Origin of the sequence: Thioalkalivibrio sp. ALJ16, from assembly GCF_000377345.1 — a bacterium.
GTDB lineage: Bacteria > Pseudomonadota > Gammaproteobacteria > Ectothiorhodospirales > Ectothiorhodospiraceae > Thioalkalivibrio.
Genome location: NZ_KB898038.1, coordinates 269218 through 285999 on the forward strand (window position 1 = coordinate 269218; position 16782 = coordinate 285999).

Annotated in this window: 13 protein-coding genes; 5 read left to right on the top strand and 8 right to left on the bottom strand. The window is 68.0% G+C overall.

Going from position 1 to position 16782, the window contains the following annotated elements:
* The 3 genes from aspS to D000_RS0103320 form a co-directional block, all read right to left on the bottom strand.
* The gene (gene aspS, locus D000_RS0103310) at positions 1 to 1785 is read right to left on the bottom strand and encodes an aspartate--tRNA ligase (RefSeq protein WP_018872136.1); all 1785 of its coding nucleotides are present in this window, start codon (positions 1783 to 1785) and stop codon (positions 1 to 3) included.
* 119 nt (positions 1786 to 1904) lie between these two features.
* Positions 1905 to 2555 carry a DUF502 domain-containing protein gene (locus D000_RS0103315; protein WP_018872137.1) on the bottom strand — a complete coding sequence of 217 codons (651 nt, stop codon included), beginning with the start codon at positions 2553 to 2555 and terminating at the stop codon, positions 1905 to 1907.
* A 3-nt stretch (positions 2556 to 2558) separates the two neighbouring features.
* A complete protein-coding gene (locus D000_RS0103320) occupies positions 2559 to 2822 on the bottom strand; it encodes an FmdB family zinc ribbon protein (protein WP_018867442.1) in 264 nt (87 codons plus the stop codon).
* Positions 2823 to 2989: 167 nt separating this feature from the next.
* Between D000_RS0103320 and D000_RS0103325 the strand changes: the two genes are divergently transcribed.
* From D000_RS0103325 to D000_RS0103335, 3 genes are read left to right on the top strand one after another with little or no spacing between them, the layout of a single operon-like run.
* Positions 2990 to 3367 (top strand): DsrE family protein, encoded by a 378-nt coding sequence (locus tag D000_RS0103325; RefSeq protein ID WP_018872138.1) that lies wholly within the window; start codon positions 2990 to 2992, stop codon positions 3365 to 3367.
* Between the two features lie 10 nt (positions 3368 to 3377).
* Positions 3378 to 4232: an SDR family oxidoreductase gene (locus D000_RS0103330; protein ID WP_018872139.1), complete on the top strand. Its 855-nt coding sequence runs from the start codon at positions 3378 to 3380 to the stop codon at positions 4230 to 4232.
* A gap of 19 nt (positions 4233 to 4251) precedes the next feature.
* Positions 4252 to 5625: a nucleoside recognition domain-containing protein gene (locus D000_RS0103335; protein WP_018872140.1), complete on the top strand. Its 1374-nt coding sequence runs from the start codon at positions 4252 to 4254 to the stop codon at positions 5623 to 5625.
* Positions 5626 to 5653: 28 nt separating this feature from the next.
* On the opposite strand, the gene D000_RS0103340 is transcribed toward D000_RS0103335, so the two are convergent.
* The 5 genes from D000_RS0103340 to D000_RS0103360 form a co-directional block, all read right to left on the bottom strand.
* Positions 5654 to 9451: a PAS domain-containing protein gene (locus tag D000_RS0103340; RefSeq protein WP_018872141.1), complete on the bottom strand. Its 3798-nt coding sequence runs from the start codon at positions 9449 to 9451 to the stop codon at positions 5654 to 5656.
* 4 nt (positions 9452 to 9455) lie between these two features.
* On the bottom strand, positions 9456 to 9662 hold the full coding sequence (locus D000_RS0103345) for a hypothetical protein (RefSeq protein ID WP_018872142.1): 207 nt from the start codon (positions 9660 to 9662) through the stop codon (positions 9456 to 9458).
* Positions 9663 to 9692: 30 nt separating this feature from the next.
* Positions 9693 to 9911, bottom strand: a complete 219-nt coding sequence (locus D000_RS0103350) for a hypothetical protein (RefSeq protein WP_012981920.1) — start codon at positions 9909 to 9911, stop codon at positions 9693 to 9695.
* A 112-nt stretch (positions 9912 to 10023) separates the two neighbouring features.
* Complete coding sequence (locus D000_RS0103355; protein ID WP_018872143.1) at positions 10024 to 13329, bottom strand: efflux RND transporter permease subunit; 3306 nt, start codon at positions 13327 to 13329, stop codon at positions 10024 to 10026.
* A complete protein-coding gene (locus tag D000_RS0103360; RefSeq protein ID WP_018872144.1) occupies positions 13322 to 14353 on the bottom strand; it encodes an efflux RND transporter periplasmic adaptor subunit in 1032 nt (343 codons plus the stop codon). The genes D000_RS0103355 and D000_RS0103360 overlap by 8 nt, the downstream gene beginning before the upstream one ends.
* A 316-nt stretch (positions 14354 to 14669) precedes the next feature.
* On the opposite strand from D000_RS0103360, the gene D000_RS0103365 reads away from it, so the two are divergent.
* Both D000_RS0103365 and D000_RS0103370 read left to right on the top strand, forming a co-directional pair.
* Positions 14670 to 15011 carry a phenylpyruvate tautomerase MIF-related protein gene (locus D000_RS0103365; protein WP_018872145.1) on the top strand — a complete coding sequence of 114 codons (342 nt, stop codon included), beginning with the start codon at positions 14670 to 14672 and terminating at the stop codon, positions 15009 to 15011.
* A gap of 58 nt (positions 15012 to 15069) precedes the next feature.
* A complete protein-coding gene (locus D000_RS0103370; protein ID WP_018872146.1) occupies positions 15070 to 16782 on the top strand; it encodes a proline--tRNA ligase in 1713 nt (570 codons plus the stop codon).

Genomic DNA, 16782 nt, shown 5'->3' on the forward strand with positions numbered 1-16782 from the left:
CTACCCGGCCTGCTGGGTGGCGCTGGCGCGCAGGCGGATGCCCAGCTCGCGCAGCTGCTTCTCGCCGACCGGCGCCGGGGCGTCGGTCAGCAGGCAGGCGGCCGTCTGGGTCTTGGGGAAGGCCATCACGTCGCGGATGGAGTGGGCGCCGCTCATCAGCATCACCAGACGGTCCAGACCGAAGGCCAGGCCGCCGTGCGGCGGGGCACCGAACTCCAGCGCATCCAGCAGAAAGCCGAACTTCTCGCGCGCCTCGTCCTCGCCAATGCCCAGGGCCTCGAACGCGGCCCGTTGCATCTCGGGGTTGTGGATACGGATGGAGCCGCCGCCCACCTCGGTGCCGTTGAGCACCATGTCGTAGGCGCGGGACAGGGCCTCGCGCGGGTTGCTGCGCAGCGCATCCGGGCTGTCCACCGCCGGAGCGGTAAACGGGTGGTGCAGGGCGTACAGGCGCTTGTCCTCGTCGTCGTACTCGAACATCGGGAAGTCGACCACCCACAGCGGCTGCCAGCCCGCCTCGACCAGGTCCAGGTCGTGGCCGAGCTTCACGCGCAGCGCGCCGATCGCCTCGTTGACCACCGAGGCCTTGTCCGCGCCGAAGAAGATCAGGTCGCCGGCGGCGGCCGCGGTCTTCTCGAGGATCTGCCGGGTCACATCCTCCGGCAGGAATTTCAGGATCGGCGACTGCAGCCCGCCCGCGAGATCCGCCGGGTCGTTGACCTTGATGTAGGCCAGGCCCTTCGCGCCGTAGCGGCCGACATACTCGGTGTAGACGTCGATCTCCTTGCGTGTGAGCTTGGCCCCGCCCGGCACGCACAGCGCGGCCACGCGGCCCTCGGGGTCGTTCGCCGGGCCGTTGAACACCTTGAACTCCACCGCCTGCATCACGTCGGTCAGCTCGGTGAACTCCAGCGGGATGCGCAGATCGGGCTTGTCCGACCCGAAGCGGGCCATCGCCTCGACGTAGGCCATGCGCGGGAACGGATCGGGCAGTTCCACGCCCTGCACCTCGCGGAACAGATGACGGATCAGGCCCTCGGTCACGTCCATCACGTCGGCCTCGTCGACGAACGCCATCTCCATGTCCAGCTGGGTGAACTCCGGCTGGCGATCGGCGCGCAGGTCCTCGTCGCGGAAGCAGCGGGTGATCTGGTAGTAGCGGTCCATGCCGGACATCATCAGCAACTGCTTGAACAGCTGCGGCGACTGCGGCAGGGCAAAGAAGCTGCCCGGATGCGTGCGGCTGGGCACCAGATAGTCGCGCGCGCCCTCCGGCGTGGCCTTGGTCAGCATCGGGGTCTCGAGGTCGAGGAAATCGCGTTCCTCGAGGAAGCGGCGCATGGCCGCGGAGACCTTCGCGCGCAGACGCAGGCGCTCCTGCATCACCGGGCGGCGCAGGTCCACGTAGCGATAGCGCAGGCGGGTGTCCTCGCCGACGTCCTCGTCGTCCAGCGGGAACGGCGGGGTCTTGGCGGCGTTCAGGACCTCCAGTTCCAGACCCAGGATCTCCACCGCGCCGGTGGACAGGTCGGGGTTCTCGGTGCCCTCGGGGCGCCGGCGCACGCGGCCGGTCATGCGGATCACGAATTCGCTGCGCAGCTGCTCGGCGCGGGCGAATACGTCCTCGCGGTCGGGGTCGAACACCACCTGCACGCGACCCGTGTGGTCGCGCAGATCGACGAAGATCACGCCCCCGTGGTCACGCCGGCGATTCACCCAGCCGCAAAGGGTCACCTCCGAGTCGAGTTCGTTCTCGGTGACACGTCCACACAGATGAGTTCGCATTACGCTGTTCCAGCCGAAGGGCACGCCCGCCAGGGATCGGTGGTTCCTGAGAGGCCTGCACGGTTAGTCGGGAAAACGGGGCGAACGCGACGTCCGCACCCGCGAAAAGGCCGGAAATCTTACGATTTGCCCTGCCCTTGCGCAACCGGAGCCGGGGCGTCGTCAATGCTTCTGAGCGGGGTGACCACCCCCATGGACATCACGAACTTGAGGCCGTCCTCCACCGTCATGTCGAGTTCGATGGCCTCCTCGCGCGGCACCATCAGCACGAAGCCGGAGGTCGGGTTGGGGGTGGTCGGGACAAACACGGTGATTACCTCGTGCTCGGTGCGCTCCTGCACCTCGCCGGTGCCGACGCCGGTCATGAAGCCGATCGACCACAGGCCGCGGCGCGGGTATTCGATCAGCATCACCTTGCGGAAGGCCTGGCCGCCATCCGCCAGTACCGTCTCGGTCACCTTCTTCACCGCCCCGTAGATCGAGCTGACCAGCGGGATGCGGTGCACGATGGACTCGCCCAGCGCGACCAGCTTGCGCCCGACGATGTTGGCCACGATCACCCCGGTGACGAACACCACGACGATCGCGACCACGATCCCCATGCCCGGGATGGAAAAGCCCAGCAGCGCCTCCGGCCGCCAGCCCGGCGGCAGGAGGAGGATGGTGAAGTCCAGCAGGTCGACCAGCAGCTTGATAATGAAGCCGGTGACGATCAGCGGCAGCCAGACCAGCAGCCCTGCAATCAGGTAGCGGCGCAGGGAGACCAGCATGGGTCAGGTACTGGCCGCGGCCTTGCTCGTGGAGGTATCGGACTTGCCGGCGCCACCGCCCGAATCCTTCAGGTTGCGCTTGCCGTCCTTCTTGAAATCGGTCTCGTACCAGCCACCCCCGGCCAGGCGGAAACCGGCGGCGGAGACCTGCTTGGTCAGGGCCTCGGCACCGCACTCGGGGCAGGTGGTGGCCGGCGGGTCGGAGATCTTCTGCAGGATCTCGGAGATCTCACCGCAATCCTTACACTGATATTCATAGATGGGCATGGCTGGAATCCTCGGAACATATCCGCGAAAACACGGGTTGAGGCGTATTATGCGGCCGTTCGCCGGGAATAAAAGGCCTTCCGCACCGACAGGCGGTGTTTGCGCCGCGCGGCCGCAGCGCGGATGATTCGCCTGATCCTCGAACCACGACCCAGCAAGGACCCGCCATGGCCGAAAAGATCGTGATCATGCTGCTCAATCTGGACCTCGACCGCCCCGGCACCCTGGGCGCGCCGTTCTTCCAGGCCACCGTCGCCGCTGCGATGGATCTCGAGGTCGAGATCTACTTCGCCGCCGGCACCACCCGCCTGCTGCGACAGGGTGTGGCGGACCAGATCTACCCCGGCGAGGCGAAAGAGAAGTCCGTCTACAGCTTCATGCAGGACGCCCACGAGGCCGGCTGTGCCTTCTACGCCTGCGCCGGTGCAATGGACGAGAACGGACTGACCCTGGACAACGCGATCCCGGAACTGGACGGGATGCGCGGCGGCGGCGCCTTCATCGGCGAGGTCGTCGAGGACGGCGTGGCCACCCTCACCTACTGATCCGGCCGCCATGAGCGAACCCTCCCAGCGCGCGGTCCTGATCACCGGCTGCTCAAGCGGCATCGGGGCCTGCACCGCGCGGATGCTCCGCGATCGCGGCTACCGGGTCTTCGCCACCGCCCGGCGCAGCGAGGATGTCGCGCGGCTGAAGAAGGACGGCTTCGAGGCGTTGCAGCTGGACCTGGATGACTCCGCCAGCATCCACAGCGCGGTCACCGAGATCCTGCACCGCACCGATGGCCACCTCTACGCCCTGTTCAACAACGGCGCCTATGGTCAGCCCGGCGCGGTGGAGGACCTCAACCGCGCCACTCTGCGCGCCCAGCTGGAGACCAACGTCCTTGGCTGGCTGGAGCTGACCAACGCGGTGCTGCCGGCGATGCGCCGCGCCGGTGCGGGGCGCATCATCCAGAATTCCTCGGTGCTCGGCTTTGTCGCCCTGCGCCTGCGCGGGGCCTACGTAACCTCCAAGTTCGCGATCGAGGGCATGAGCGACACCCTGCGTCAGGAACTGCATGGCACCGGCATCCATGTCGCCCTGATCGAGCCGGGGCCGATCCGCAGCGAATTCCGCGCCAACGCCCTGAAGGCCTTCCGCTACCACATCCAGCGCGAGCACAGCCCGTGGGAGGAGACCTACCGCGCCGCCGAGGCCCGCATGGCGGACGCCGACTCCGATGCCCCGTTCACACTGGGGCCCGAGGCGGTCGCGCGCTGTGTAGTGCACGCCCTGGAGGCCCGCCGGCCGCGGGTGCGCTATCACGTGACCTTCCCCACCCGCCTGTTCGCCTTCCTCAAGTGGCTGCTGCCGGCGCGGGCGATGGATGCCGTGCTGCGCGGTGTATCACGCGGAGAGAACCGCTGACCGTGGCAAACTGCGCCGCATGAACCTGATCTTTCTCGCCCTGATCGTGATCGCCGTGGCCACGGCTGCGATCCGCGAGATCCGCTCCACCGACCCCGACGAACGCCCGATGCAGGCCCTGTCCGAGGGCGCGATCGACGCCGCCGGCTCGGCGGTGGAACTGGCGCTGGGGCTGGTCGGGGTGATGGCGCTGTTCCTGGGCCTGATGAAGATCGCCGAGGCCGGCGGCCTGCTGACCGTGCTGGCGCGGCTGCTGCGCCCGCTGATGATCCGCCTGTTCCCGTCGGTCCCGCCGGAGCACCCGGCGATGGGCGCGATGATCCTGAACTTCTCCGCCAATATCCTGGGGCTGGGCAACGCCGCGACCCCGTTCGGCATCCGCGCGATGCAGGAACTGGAGAAGCTGAACCCGCACCCGGGCACCGCCACCAATGCGATGGCCCTGTTCCTGGCAATCAACACCTCCAGCATCACATTGCTGCCCACCGGGGTGATCGCGCTGCGCGCCTCGCTCGGCTCCGAGGCCCCGGCCGCGATCCTGCCAACCACCCTGTTCGCCACGCTGTTCGCGACCATCGCCGGCATCACCAGCGCCCTGATCCTGCAGCGCTATTTCCGCAGCCCGCCGCCCACGCGCTCAATCGATGCGGATGCCGCCTCCGGCTCCGACGAGCTGGAAGACACGATCCGGGAAGCGAGCCAGGACAGCACTGAACCGGCGCCGGCCGAGAATCGCGAGCAGGACAGTGCCCAGCCCGAGCAACAACCGATGAACATCGAGGTCCCCACCGAGGGCTACCCGGCCTGGGTCTCGATCCTGGTCCTGCTGGGGGTGCTGGCGATCATCCCGCTGACGATCGTCTACGGCCAGGCGATCGCCCCCTGGATCATCCCGGGGCTGGTGGTCGGCTTCCTGTCCTACGGGGTGATCCGCGGCGTGCCGGTCTACGAGGTCTTCGTCGAGGGGGCCAAGGAGGGCTTCAACGTGGCCCTGCGCATCATCCCCTATCTGGTCGCGATCCTGGTCGCGGTGGGGATGCTGCGCGAGAGTGGTGCTTTAGGCATGTTCGTCGGGCTGGTCGGGCCGCTGACGACCCCGTTCGGCCTGCCGGCCGAGGCCCTGCCGATGGCCCTGCTGCGCCCGCTGTCCGGCTCCGGCGCCTACGGCATCATGGCCGGCATCATGCAGGACCCGACCACCGGCCCGGACACCCACGTCGGCATCCTCGTCTCCACCCTGCAGGGCTCGACCGAGACCACCTTCTACGTGCTGGCCGTCTACTTCGGCGCGATCGGCATCAAGCGCGTGCGCCACACCCTGGCCGCCGCGCTGAGCGCCGACGCGGTGGCCGTGATCGCGGCCGTCGCGATCGTCGGCGTCCTGTTTCTCTAAGGCAACACGGAAAGCAGTGTTGCCCTGATCAGGTCTGACAGGTCTTCAGGGCCCGGGCCAGGGCCTGCGCACTCACCGGCTTGACCACGCAGTCGGAAAATCCGGCCGCCAGCACCCGGTCCCGGGTCGCCGCGGTGGCATCCGCAGTCACCGCGACCACCGGGATGGCGCTCAGATCGGCCTCGCTCTGCAGCGCGCGCAGCACCTGGTAGCCATCCATCACCGGCATATTGAGATCCAGCAGGATCAGGTCCGGCGCCCGGCTCATGGCCAGCTCCAGCCCCTGCTCCGCGGACTGGGCCTGCAGGCAGTCGACATGCTGGTGCTGGCGCAGCATCTCCTGCAGCAGATCCAGGTTGGGCGCGTGATCGTCGACGCACAGCACACGACAGCGGCCTGTGGCCGCCGGAAGGGCGCCGGCGGCGACGTCCGCGCGGGATCCGGCCGGGTCCTGGCCGCGCGCCGCCCGCGGAAGCTCGAACCAGAAGGTACTCCCCGCGCCCGGCTGGCTCTCGACCCCGATTTCGCCGTGCATCAGTTCGACCAGGTGCCGGGTGATCGCCAGCCCTACCCCGCTGCCCTCAACCGAGTCCCGGTCGGCCGCCAGGCGCTCGAACGGCTGAAACAGGCGGGCCTGCTGCTCGGGGGTCAGACCCGGGCCGTCGTCGGCGACGGCCACGCGCACGCGCGCCCCGCGCGCCTGCACGCTCAGCCGGATATGGCCACCCGGCCGGTTGTACTTGACCGCGTTGGACAGCAGGTTGAGCAGGACCTGCTTGACCCGGCGCGCATCCCCCTGCACGCCCAGCTCGCGGTCGGCATCCAGCTCGCACTCTACCTGCCGCTCCTCGGCGAGTGGTCGCATCAGCCCCAGGCAATCCTCCATGACCGGGTCCAGAGCGACCGCTTCCGACTCCACGCTCATCTGCCCGGCCTCGATGCGGGCCAGGTCCAGTACCTCGTTGATCAGGTCCAGCAGGTGGCGCCCGGCGCGTCCGATCTCGTCCAGATAGGCCCGCTGCTGCTCACCCAGCGAGGTGTCGCGCTCCAGCAGCTGGGCGAACCCGAGCACCGCGTTCATCGGCGTCCGCAGTTCGTGGCTCATGTTGGAGAGAAACTCGGACTTGGCGCGGCTGGCCGCCTCGGCCGCCTCGCGCGCTCGGTGAAGCTCGGAACGCCGCAGGAGTTCGTCGGTAAAGTCGCTGAAGATATTGAACCCGTACTGGGGTTCGCCGCGCTCGTCGTTCACCACGCCGATGGTACTGGCCGAGATGAACACCGCGCCATTGCGGCAACGCAGTGGCAGCTTTCCGGTCCAGGCCCCACCCTGGGTGCGCACGTGCTCGATCTCGGCGGCCTCGCGCGCGGCCGCCTCCGGGATGATGGCGTAATACCCCACCCCCTTCAGGTGGGAATCGGTATACCCGAGCATCTCCAGCGCGGCGGGATTGTTGAAGACAAACCGTCCCTTGCGATCGAAGATGCTGATGCCCTGTTCCGAGGTCTCGAACAGCTTGCGGAACAGCGCCAGATATTCCTGTGCCTCGTGCAGTTCGGTGATGTCCTGCAGCGTGCCCGCCACCCGCACCGGGGCCGCGCCCGCCTCCGGGCTCGCGCCGGCGATCAAATGAACGTAGCGGCTGTGGCCATTCGGCAGCCGCAGGCGATGCGTGATTTCCCGCGGCTCGGGCGCATGCAGCTGGTCGAGGAAGGCGGCCACGCGCTCGCGCTCGTCCGGGGGCACCCGCCTCAGGTAGTCGGCGCGGGTCGGGCGGGACTGCCCGGGGTCGATGTCGAGGATTTCGTAGATCACCCGCGACCAGTCGAACTCGCCGCTGTGAGTATCCATCTCCCAGTTGCCGATCCGCGCCAGGCGCTGGGCCTCCTGCAGTCGCGTGGAGAGCCGGGACAGCGCCAGTTCCGAGGTCTTGCGCTTGGTGATGTCCTGCATCACCCCCAGCATGTACAGCACCTCGCCCTCGGCATTGCGCACCACGTCGCCGCGCTCCAGCAGCCAGTGCTCGGAACCATCGGGCCAGATCACGCGGTGTTCCAGCTCGAAGTACGAGCCGCGCCGCAGGCTGCTGGCGATCGCGTTGCGCAGACGCTCGCGGTCGTCCGGGTGCACGGCCTGCATGAAACTGGAAACGGTCGGTTCCAGCCCGCCCTCGGGGTAGCCCAGCAGGGGCGGGATCCGCTCCGACCAGACCAGCTGTTCGCAGTCGGGCGTCCACTCCCAGGTCCCCATGTTGGCGAAGATCTGGCTGGAACGCAGGCGGTATTCCTGGTTCTTTACATGGGTAATCTCGGTCCGGATCGACACGTACTGATAGGGCCGCCCGTCGGCCCCCAGATACGGGACAATCGTGGTCTCGACCCAGTACAGGGAGCCATCCCGCGCCCGGTTGCACATCTCGCCCCGCCAGACCCGGCCGGCGGCAATCGTGGCCCAGAGTTCGGCATAGAACGCCGGCGGGTGCTGACCGGATTTCAGGATGCGGTGGTTGCGCCCGAGCAGTTCGGAGATCGCATAGCCGCTGACCCGCGAAAAACGGTCGTTGGCATAGACGATGTTGCCCGCGGCGTCGGCGATGCTGACCAGCGCGTGCTCATTGACCGCGAGGTGTTCGCGTTCGCGTTCGTACAGGGCCTGGCGATAGGACTCGCTGACCCCGTCCATCTGCCGGAGCTGCCGCGCCCGGGCCGTGATTACCGCGGCGATACGGGCGGGTTCGACCGGCTCCAGGAACACGCCGACCACGCCCGGATGCAGGGTCATCAGGCGGTTCACCTCGCCCGGGTCGTCGGTCAGGATCAACAGCGGCGTCGAGCCACCGTTCTCGCGCCCGCGCAGCAGCGCGGCAAAGGATTCGACAGGCTCGGCCAGCGCGGGCAGGTCCAGCACCACCACGTCCGTTCCGGTACCGTCCATATGGGCCAGCACCGCCTCCGGATCGCTCGCGGTATCCACCTCCAGACCGACGTGGCCAAGGGCCGCCGCCAGGCCGCCACCGCCCCCCGGCGCCGTCACCAGCAGCACGTGGAAGTCGGCGTCGACAATGGCCCCGCCGATCTGGGCCAGCTGTTCGATCAGGGTATCGCCCGCCAGCGGGTAATCGAGGCAGCGCGATACACCCCGGCGGACACACTCCACGCGCGCCCCCGGGCTCCAGCGCCCGGCCACCGCCAGCACCGGCAAGGTGCCATCCATGCCTGCCGGAACCGCGGGCAGCCCGGCACCCTGCAGCTCCACCCGGTCTGCACACAACACCACGGCGGTACAGGGATCATCGGCAAGGCTGGGCACCTCCGGCGCCTCCCTCGAGAGCCGGAGCAGGCGAAAGCCGCGTGCCTCCAGCAACCCGGCGACCGCCTCGCCGACCGGTCCGCCGTCGTCGACCAGCAGCACTCGCGATGCCCGGGCCGACCCGCCGAGACTCGACGCGACCGCTTGGGCGCCGGGTACAGCGTGCTGGCGAAACCCCTCGATCGCGGCCTGCAGCCGTTCCACGCCGGCGTGGATCAGTTCGCGATCGGGCCCGGGGGCGACCGGGCCCACCCCGACCAGGGCCGCCTGCAGAGATTCCGCCACCGAAAACAGCCGCCCCAGCCCGAACACGCGGGCCGAATGCGCCAGGGGATGTACCTCACGCTGCAGCCGCAGCAGGCGTTCACGATCCTCGGGGGTACCATCCAGCGCCTGCGCCAGGCCCATGACGCGCTCGACGCAGGGCACCAGGCCCTGCAGGAATTCGTGCCGCAGCCGCGCCAGCCCTGGCGATTCGCCCCCGTTCGGACGAGTCGCCGCCCGCGCCGGCGCGCTCATCGATTCAATTGGGCGGTCCGCCCGGATTGATGTCCTTGTCCTTCACGATGAAATAGACCCCGATCGCGGCCAGGCCCATCCACAGCAGAAGCGCGAACACCCCAAGCACATCCCACAGCGTGACGAAGAAGAACAGCATGATGGCGGCCGCGCCAAGAAAGAGGTTGCCGATCAAGAAATTGGACGGCCGGCGGGAATCATTGTCGGGCATCAGGGGGCTCCGGGCCTGCGCGGCAGGCGGTTACTGCTTCTTGTAGGGGGCGAAGTCGAACTGCCCGGCGGTCATGTCGTCCCAGAGGTCGCTCTGCAGCACGGCCAGCAGCTTGAACAGCTTGCGCAGCTCCGGGTCGTCCATGAAGCGCTGGTCTTCGCTGGCCTTTAGCACTTCGACCAGCGTCGCGCACTGCTCACGGCTGATCCCGAGGACGTTCAGGCCCTCTTCTCCCATCTCGACATCCATCGGGTAACTCCGGTTGGGTCAAAGCCGGGATTGTAGCGGCTTGCGCGCCCGTAGCGAAAACACCGGACCCGTGCCCCGGCATTGCGCCCCGATGCGCAATGCCGGGTGACACCTACGCCGCCTGGGCGCGGATCAGCTCGACCCGGTTGCGCACGTACAGGTAGTACAGCACCGGGATGATCACCAGCGTCAGCAGGGTGGAGACGAACACACCGAAGATCAGCGAGATCGCCAGGCCGGAGAAGATCGGGTCGTCGAGGATGAACCCGGCGCCGACCATCGCCGCCAGCCCGGTCAGGATGATCGGCTTGGCACGCACGGCCCCGGCATGCACCACCGCCTCGATCACGTCCACGCCGCGGCGGATCTCGTCGTTGATGAAGTCCACCAGCAGGATCGAATTGCGCACGATGATCCCGGCCAGCGCGATCATCCCGATCATCGAGGTCGCGGTGAATTTGGCATCCATGAAGAAGGCGTCCATGAACGCATGCCCCGGCATCACCCCGATCACCGTCAGCGGGATCGGGGCCATGATGATCAGCGGCACCATGTACGAGCGGAACTGCGCGACCACCAGCAGGTAGATCAGGATCAGACCCACCGAGTAGGCGATGCCCATGTCGCGGAAGGTCTCGTAGGTCACTTGCCACTCGCCGTCCCACTTCAGCGAGAAGTTGTACGGGTTCTCCGGCTGGCTGATGAACAGCTGCTCCAGCGGCTCGCCATAGGCCATCGGCGTGTCGCGCAGGCCGAAGAACATGTCGAACATGCCGTACAGCGGGCTGTCCAGCCCCCCGGCCAGGTCACCCATGACGTATACCACCGGCAGCAGGTTCTTGTGGTGGATGGAGCGCTCGAGGCTGGAGTCCACTACGTTGACCACCTCGGACAGCGGCACCAGGTTGCCGTCGCGCGAGCGCACCTTGAGCCCCAGCACCGGGTCCAGGCTGCCCTTCTCGGCCTGCTCGAACTCGAGCCGCACCGGCACCGCGTACTTCACGTTGGAACCGTAGAGGTAGGTCACGTCCTCGCCGGACAGTGCAGTCTCGATCGCCTGCACCACCGCCTGCTGCGACACGCCCAGGCGCGCGGCGCGCTCGCGGTCCACCTGCAGGATCTTCTTCGGCCCCGGGTATTCCACCGAGTCGTCGATGTCGGTGATGCCCGCGGTGTTCTCGAACACCTGGCGTACCTGCTTGGCGATCTCGATCTGGCCGTCATAGTCCGGACCGTAGATCTCGGCGACGATTGGCGACATCACTGGCGGCCCCGGCGGGACCTCGACCACCTTCACGGCCGCACCGTGGCGGTCGGCGATCGCGTTGATCGCCTCGCGCACGCCGAGGGCGATGTCGTGGCTCTTGCGCGAGCGCTCGGACTCATGGGTCAGGTTCACCTGGATGTCCCCGACATGGCTGCCCTCGCGCAGGTAGTACTGCCGCACCAGGCCGTTGAAGTTGATTGGCGCGGCCGTGCCCGCGTAGGTCTGCACGTTGTCGACCTCCGGCACGGTCTTCAGGTAGTCGGCCATCTCGGACAGCACCAGGGAGGTGCGCTCCAGACTGGTCCCCTCCGGCATGTCCAGCACCACCTGGAACTCCGACTTGTCGTCAAACGGCAGCATCTTCATCACCACCAGCTGGAAATATGCCAGCGAGACGGAGCCCAGGATCAGCACCAGCGTGCCGACCCACAGTGCGAGACGGTTGGCCTTCTTGCGCCCGCCGGTCCCCAGGAACGGCATCAGCAGGGTGTTGAAGATCTTCATCAGGCCGGCAGAAGCACTCTCTGCCTCCGGGCCATGACCGCCACCCGCCGGGGCCGCGTGCTCGTGCTGCTCGGCCTGACGCCGCAGGACCTTGTACGTCAGCCACGGCGTGACCACATAGGCCACGGCCAGCGAGATGATCATCCCCATCGAGGCGTTGATCGGGATCGGGCTCATGTACGGGCCCATCAGGCCGGTGACGAAGGCCATCGGCAGCAGCGCCGCAATCACGGTGAAGGTTGCGAGAATCGTCGGCCCGCCCACCTCGTCGACCGCATACGGGATCGCCTCGAGCAGCTTCTTGCCCCCCTGGACCATGTGCCGGTGGATGTTCTCCACCACCACGATCGCATCGTCCACCAGGATCCCGATGGAGAAGATCAGCGCGAACAGCGATACGCGGTTGAGGGTGAAACCATAGGCCCAGGAGGCGAACAGCGTGATCGCCAGCGTGATCACCACGGCCACGCCGACGATGAAGGCCTCGCGCCAGCCCAGCGCGATCCAGACCAGGATCACCACCGACGCGGTCGCCAGGATCAGCTTCTGGATCAGGGTATTCGCCTTGTCGTCCGCGGTCGCCCCGTAGTTGCGGGTGATCGTGGTCTCGATGCCGTCCGGGATATAGGTGCCGCGCAGCTGTTCCAGCCGCTCGATCAGGGCATCGGCAATGTCCGGGGCGTTGGTGCCCGGCTGCTTGGCGATCGCGACCGTGACCGCCGGGTGGCTTTCGCCATGGCGGGCGCGGTCGCCGGCGGCCGCACCGTGGGCAAAGCGCACGTGCTCGGTCGCGTAGGCCGGGCCCTGCACCACCTCGGCCACGTCCTCCAGGTAGATCGGACGATCGTCATGCACGCCAACGACCAGCGCGCCGAAGGCCTCGGGTTCGGTGATGAAGTCCCCGGCCTGGATCAGGATCTCCTGGTCGTCCTGATAGAGCCGCCCGGCATCGCGCGAGAAGTTGGAGGCCTGCAGGCTGTCGCGCAGATCATCCACCGACAGGCCGTAGGCGGACAGCGTCTCCGGCTTGAAGCGCACGTGGACCACATGATCCGGCCCGCCGACGGTGTAGATATCGCGGGTGCCGGGCACGCGCTTGAGCTCGGACTCCAGCGCGTGTGCCACGCGCAGCAGGTCGTGCCCGCCGCGTGCCGCATCCTCGGTCCACAGCGTCACGTTGACGATCGGCACGTCATCAATGCCCATCGGGCGGATGATCGGCTCGCCGACCCCCAGCCCCTGGGGCAGCCAGTCCTGGTTGGAGAACACCTGGTTGTACAGGCGTACCAGCGCCGCGGTGCGGTCCTCGCCGACCTCGAACTGGATGGTGATCTGCGCCATGTTCGGACGCGAGACGGAATAGATGTCGTCGATGCCCTCGATCTCCGAGAGCACCTGCTCGGCCGGCGTCGCCACCAGCTGCGCGACCTCCTCGGCGCTCGCCCCGGGGAACGGGATGAACACATCGGCCATGGTCACGTTGATCTGCGGCTCTTCCTCGCGCGGGGTCACGAGGATCGCGAACAGCCCCAGCAGCAGGCCCACCAGGGCCAGCAGCGGCGTAATCTGCGTGGTCAGGAAGGCCCTGGCAATGCGCCCGGAGATACCCATGCGGGCGGACGCCGCGTCCGTGCTGGCATCACTCATCGGCGCCCACCTGCTGATGTTCCTTCAGCCAGATCTGCGCGTGCACCGGGTCCAGCGCCACGCGCTCGCCCTCGGCCAGACCGCCGTGGATCTCGATCATGCCGTCATACTGGCGCCCGACCCGCACCTGGCGGAAACTCACGCGATCGGCGTCATCCACCACGTACACCGCCACCACCTCGCTGCGGTACACCACGGCATCCGTCGGCACCAGCAGGCGCTCGACGTCGTCCACCACAAAGGCGGTCTTCACGAACATGCCGGGGAACAGCCCCAGATCCTGCTGCTCCGGCAGATTCACGCGGATGCGGAAGGTGGAACTGGCGGGATCGGCATAGGGGAAGATGGTCAGGCTGTCGGCCGCCACCCGGTCACCGTTCAGCAGCACCTCGGCCGTGCGCTGCTCGCGCACCCGGTGGATCAGCCGCTGCGGCACATCCACCGCCACCCGCAGCTGATCCAGACTGATACCGGACAACAGCGGCGAACCCGGGCTGACCGATTCGCCAACCTCGACATGCCGCTCGGTCACGATGCCCGAGTACGGGGCATACACCTCGGTATATCCCAGCTGCTCGCGCGCCTCCTCGACCCGACCCTCGGCCGAGCGCAGCCGCGCCCGGGCGGACGCCAGCGCGGCCTCGGCACGGTCGAACTCGGAGCGCGACACCACCCCGCGGTCGAACACGTCACGGATGCGCTCGAACTCCGAACGGGCCTCGTTGAAGCGGGCGCGGGCCTCGGCCAGGTCGCCCTCGGCCTGGCTCACGCGCGCCTGCTGCTCGGTGTCGCTGACACGCACCAGCAGCTCGTCCGCCTCGACAAAGTCGTCGACATCCACGTAGATCTCGCGGATCCGTCCGGAGGTCTGCGCCGAGATCGTGGAGCGCTGCACCGCCTCCACACGACCATCCAGGATGCGCTCCTGGGTGATCGACTGGCGTTCGGCGGTGGCCGTCTCGAACGGTAGCTCGGCCTGCGCCGACAACGGCAGCAGCAGCATGGCCCAGAGGGCCGGACGCATCCGGTTTCGTAGCATGAGGCGTTCTTTCCTTGCGCTGGTGTCGCGACCCGGACCGCCATTGATGCCGGCCCGGTCCCTCCGCGAACTATATATTAGTATTTTATAATTTACTGTTTACCGATGCCCGGCGCAAGATTCCCCGGCCGTGACTCCGAGCCCCGGGGCCCGCCCGGGGTGCATCGCGCCCGCTCCCCTGCTGCGAGTATAGCCACGCCGCCCGGTCTTTCACGCCGCCGCGGCCTCCCGCCGCTGCACCGGCTCGGCGCTCCCCGTATCATAGCCGTCGATTCTTCGATCCGCCGAACCGGAGGAAGCCATGCCACTGCTGCGCGTCGAGACCAACACCCGCCTGCCCGAGGACGCCGACGGCCTGTGCCAGCGCCTGTCCGCACAGGTCGCCGACTGGCTTGGCAAGCCCGAGTCCTACGTGATGGTCGCCTGCACGCACAACCCGGCGATGTGCTTTGCCGGCAGCAGCGACCCGCTCGCCTACTGCGAGCTGAAGAGCATCGGCCTGCCCGAGGGCCTGACCCGCGAACTGTCGCGCAAGCTGTGCGACGCACTGCAGTTGGAGCTGGGGCTGGCCCCGGCACGGGTATACATCGAATTCTCCGACGCCCCGCGCCATTTCTGGGGCACCAACGGCACCACGTTCTGATCCTGCCCGGCACAGCCGGGCCCGACCTCCCTACTCAACCCGACAAGGCACTACCCCGATGCGCGTCTCGCAATTCCCGCTGAACACCCTGAAGGAAACCCCGGCCGACGCCGAGATCGTCTCCCACCAGCTGATGCTGCGCGCCGGCTACATCCGGCGCCTGGCCTCCGGGCTGTACACCTGGCTGCCGCTGGGCCTGCGCGTGCTGCGCCGGGTGGAAGGCATCGTGCGCGAGGAGATGAACCGGGCCGGCGCGCTGGAGGTGCTGATGCCGGCGGTGCAACCCGCCGAGCTGTGGCAGGAATCCGGGCGCTGGGACTTCTACGGGGCCGAGCTGCTGCGCCTAAAGGACCGCCACGAGCGCGACTTCTGCTTCGGCCCGACGCACGAGGAGGTGATCACCGATCTGGTGCGCCGCGAGATCCGCAGCTACCGCCAGCTGCCGGTCAACTACTACCAGATCCAGACCAAGTTCCGCGACGAGCGCCGCCCGCGCTTCGGCGTGATGCGCGCCCGCGAATTCCTGATGAAGGACGCCTACTCCTTCCACCTGGATGCCGAATCGCTGGGACAGACCTACCAGCAGATGCACGCGGCCTATACTCGTATCTTCCAGCGCTGCGGCCTGGATTTCCGCGCGGTGGAGGCCGACACCGGCGCGATCGGCGGCAACGCCTCGCACGAATTCCACGTGCTCGCCAGCTCCGGCGAGGACGCGATTGCCTTTTCCCCGGGCGGCTACGCCGCGAACGTCGAGCTGGCCCCCTGTCCGCAGCCGGCACCGGCCCCTGCCCCCGGCGCAGCCATGGCGAAGGTCGCCACGCCCGATGTGCGCACCATCGACGATCTCGCGAAGTTCCTGGACATCCCGACCGAACGGACGGTGAAGACCCTGGTGGTCGCCGCCTCCGACGCAATCGACGCCGATCTGGTCGCCATCGTGCTGCGCGGCGACCACGAACTGAACGCGGTGAAGGCCGAGAAGCACCCCTGGATCGCCGAGCCGCTGCGCATGGCCGAACCCGCCGAGATCCGTGCCGCCTTCGGTGCCGATCCCGGCTCGCTGGGGCCGGTGGACAGCCCGATCCCGGTGCTCGCCGACCAGGCCATGCTGGGCATGGCCGACTTCGTGGTTGGCGCCAACGAGAACGGCCACCACCTGACCGGCGTGAACTGGGGCCGCGACCTGCCGCAGCCGGAGAGCGCCGACCTGCGCAACATCCTCGAGGGTGAACCGGCCCCGGACGGCTCCGGGGCGATCGAGATCCGCCGCGGCATCGAGGTCGGCCACATCTTCCAGCTCGGTGACAAGTACAGCCAGGCGCTGGGTGCCCGGGTGCTGGACGAGGACGGCCGCGAACAGGTGGTGACCATGGGCTGCTACGGCATCGGCGTCTCGCGCGTGGTCGCCGCGGCGATCGAGCAGAACTCCGACGAGCGCGGCATCTGCTGGCCCGGCGCCATCGCCCCCTTCGACATCGCCCTGTGCCCGATCGGTGCCAAGAAGTCCCAGCGCGTGCGCGAGGCCGCGGAGAAACTGCACGACGAGCTGGAGGCCGCCGGCTTCCAGGTCCTGCTGGATGATCGCGAACAGCGCCCCGGCGTGATGTTCGCCGACATGGAGCTGATCGGCATCCCGCACCGCCTGGTCATCGGCGAGCGCGGCCTCGACGCCGGCGAACTCGAATACCAGGCACGCACCGCCAGCGAGGCCGAACACCTCCCAATAGACGGCCTGCTCGACGCCCTGCGCCAACGCCTGAACGGCTGA

Excerpts from the sequence above, each read along its gene's own strand:
- aspS (WP_018872136.1), bottom strand. The coding sequence starts at position 1,785 with ATGCGAACTCATCTGTGTGGACGTGTCACCGAGAACGAACTCGACTCG.
- D000_RS0103315 (WP_018872137.1), bottom strand. The coding sequence starts at position 2,555 with ATGCTGGTCTCCCTGCGCCGCTACCTGATTGCAGGGCTGCTGGTCTGG.
- D000_RS0103320 (WP_018867442.1), bottom strand. The coding sequence starts at position 2,822 with ATGCCCATCTATGAATATCAGTGTAAGGATTGCGGTGAGATCTCCGAG.
- D000_RS0103325 (WP_018872138.1), top strand. The coding sequence starts at position 2,990 with ATGGCCGAAAAGATCGTGATCATGCTGCTCAATCTGGACCTCGACCGC.
- D000_RS0103330 (WP_018872139.1), top strand. The coding sequence starts at position 3,378 with ATGAGCGAACCCTCCCAGCGCGCGGTCCTGATCACCGGCTGCTCAAGC.
- D000_RS0103335 (WP_018872140.1), top strand. The coding sequence starts at position 4,252 with ATGAACCTGATCTTTCTCGCCCTGATCGTGATCGCCGTGGCCACGGCT.
- D000_RS0103340 (WP_018872141.1), bottom strand. The coding sequence starts at position 9,451 with ATGAGCGCGCCGGCGCGGGCGGCGACTCGTCCGAACGGGGGCGAATCG.
- D000_RS0103345 (WP_018872142.1), bottom strand. The coding sequence starts at position 9,662 with ATGCCCGACAATGATTCCCGCCGGCCGTCCAATTTCTTGATCGGCAAC.
- D000_RS0103350 (WP_012981920.1), bottom strand. The coding sequence starts at position 9,911 with ATGGATGTCGAGATGGGAGAAGAGGGCCTGAACGTCCTCGGGATCAGC.
- D000_RS0103355 (WP_018872143.1), bottom strand. The coding sequence starts at position 13,329 with ATGAGTGATGCCAGCACGGACGCGGCGTCCGCCCGCATGGGTATCTCC.
- D000_RS0103360 (WP_018872144.1), bottom strand. The coding sequence starts at position 14,353 with ATGCGTCCGGCCCTCTGGGCCATGCTGCTGCTGCCGTTGTCGGCGCAG.
- D000_RS0103365 (WP_018872145.1), top strand. The coding sequence starts at position 14,670 with ATGCCACTGCTGCGCGTCGAGACCAACACCCGCCTGCCCGAGGACGCC.
- D000_RS0103370 (WP_018872146.1), top strand. The coding sequence starts at position 15,070 with ATGCGCGTCTCGCAATTCCCGCTGAACACCCTGAAGGAAACCCCGGCC.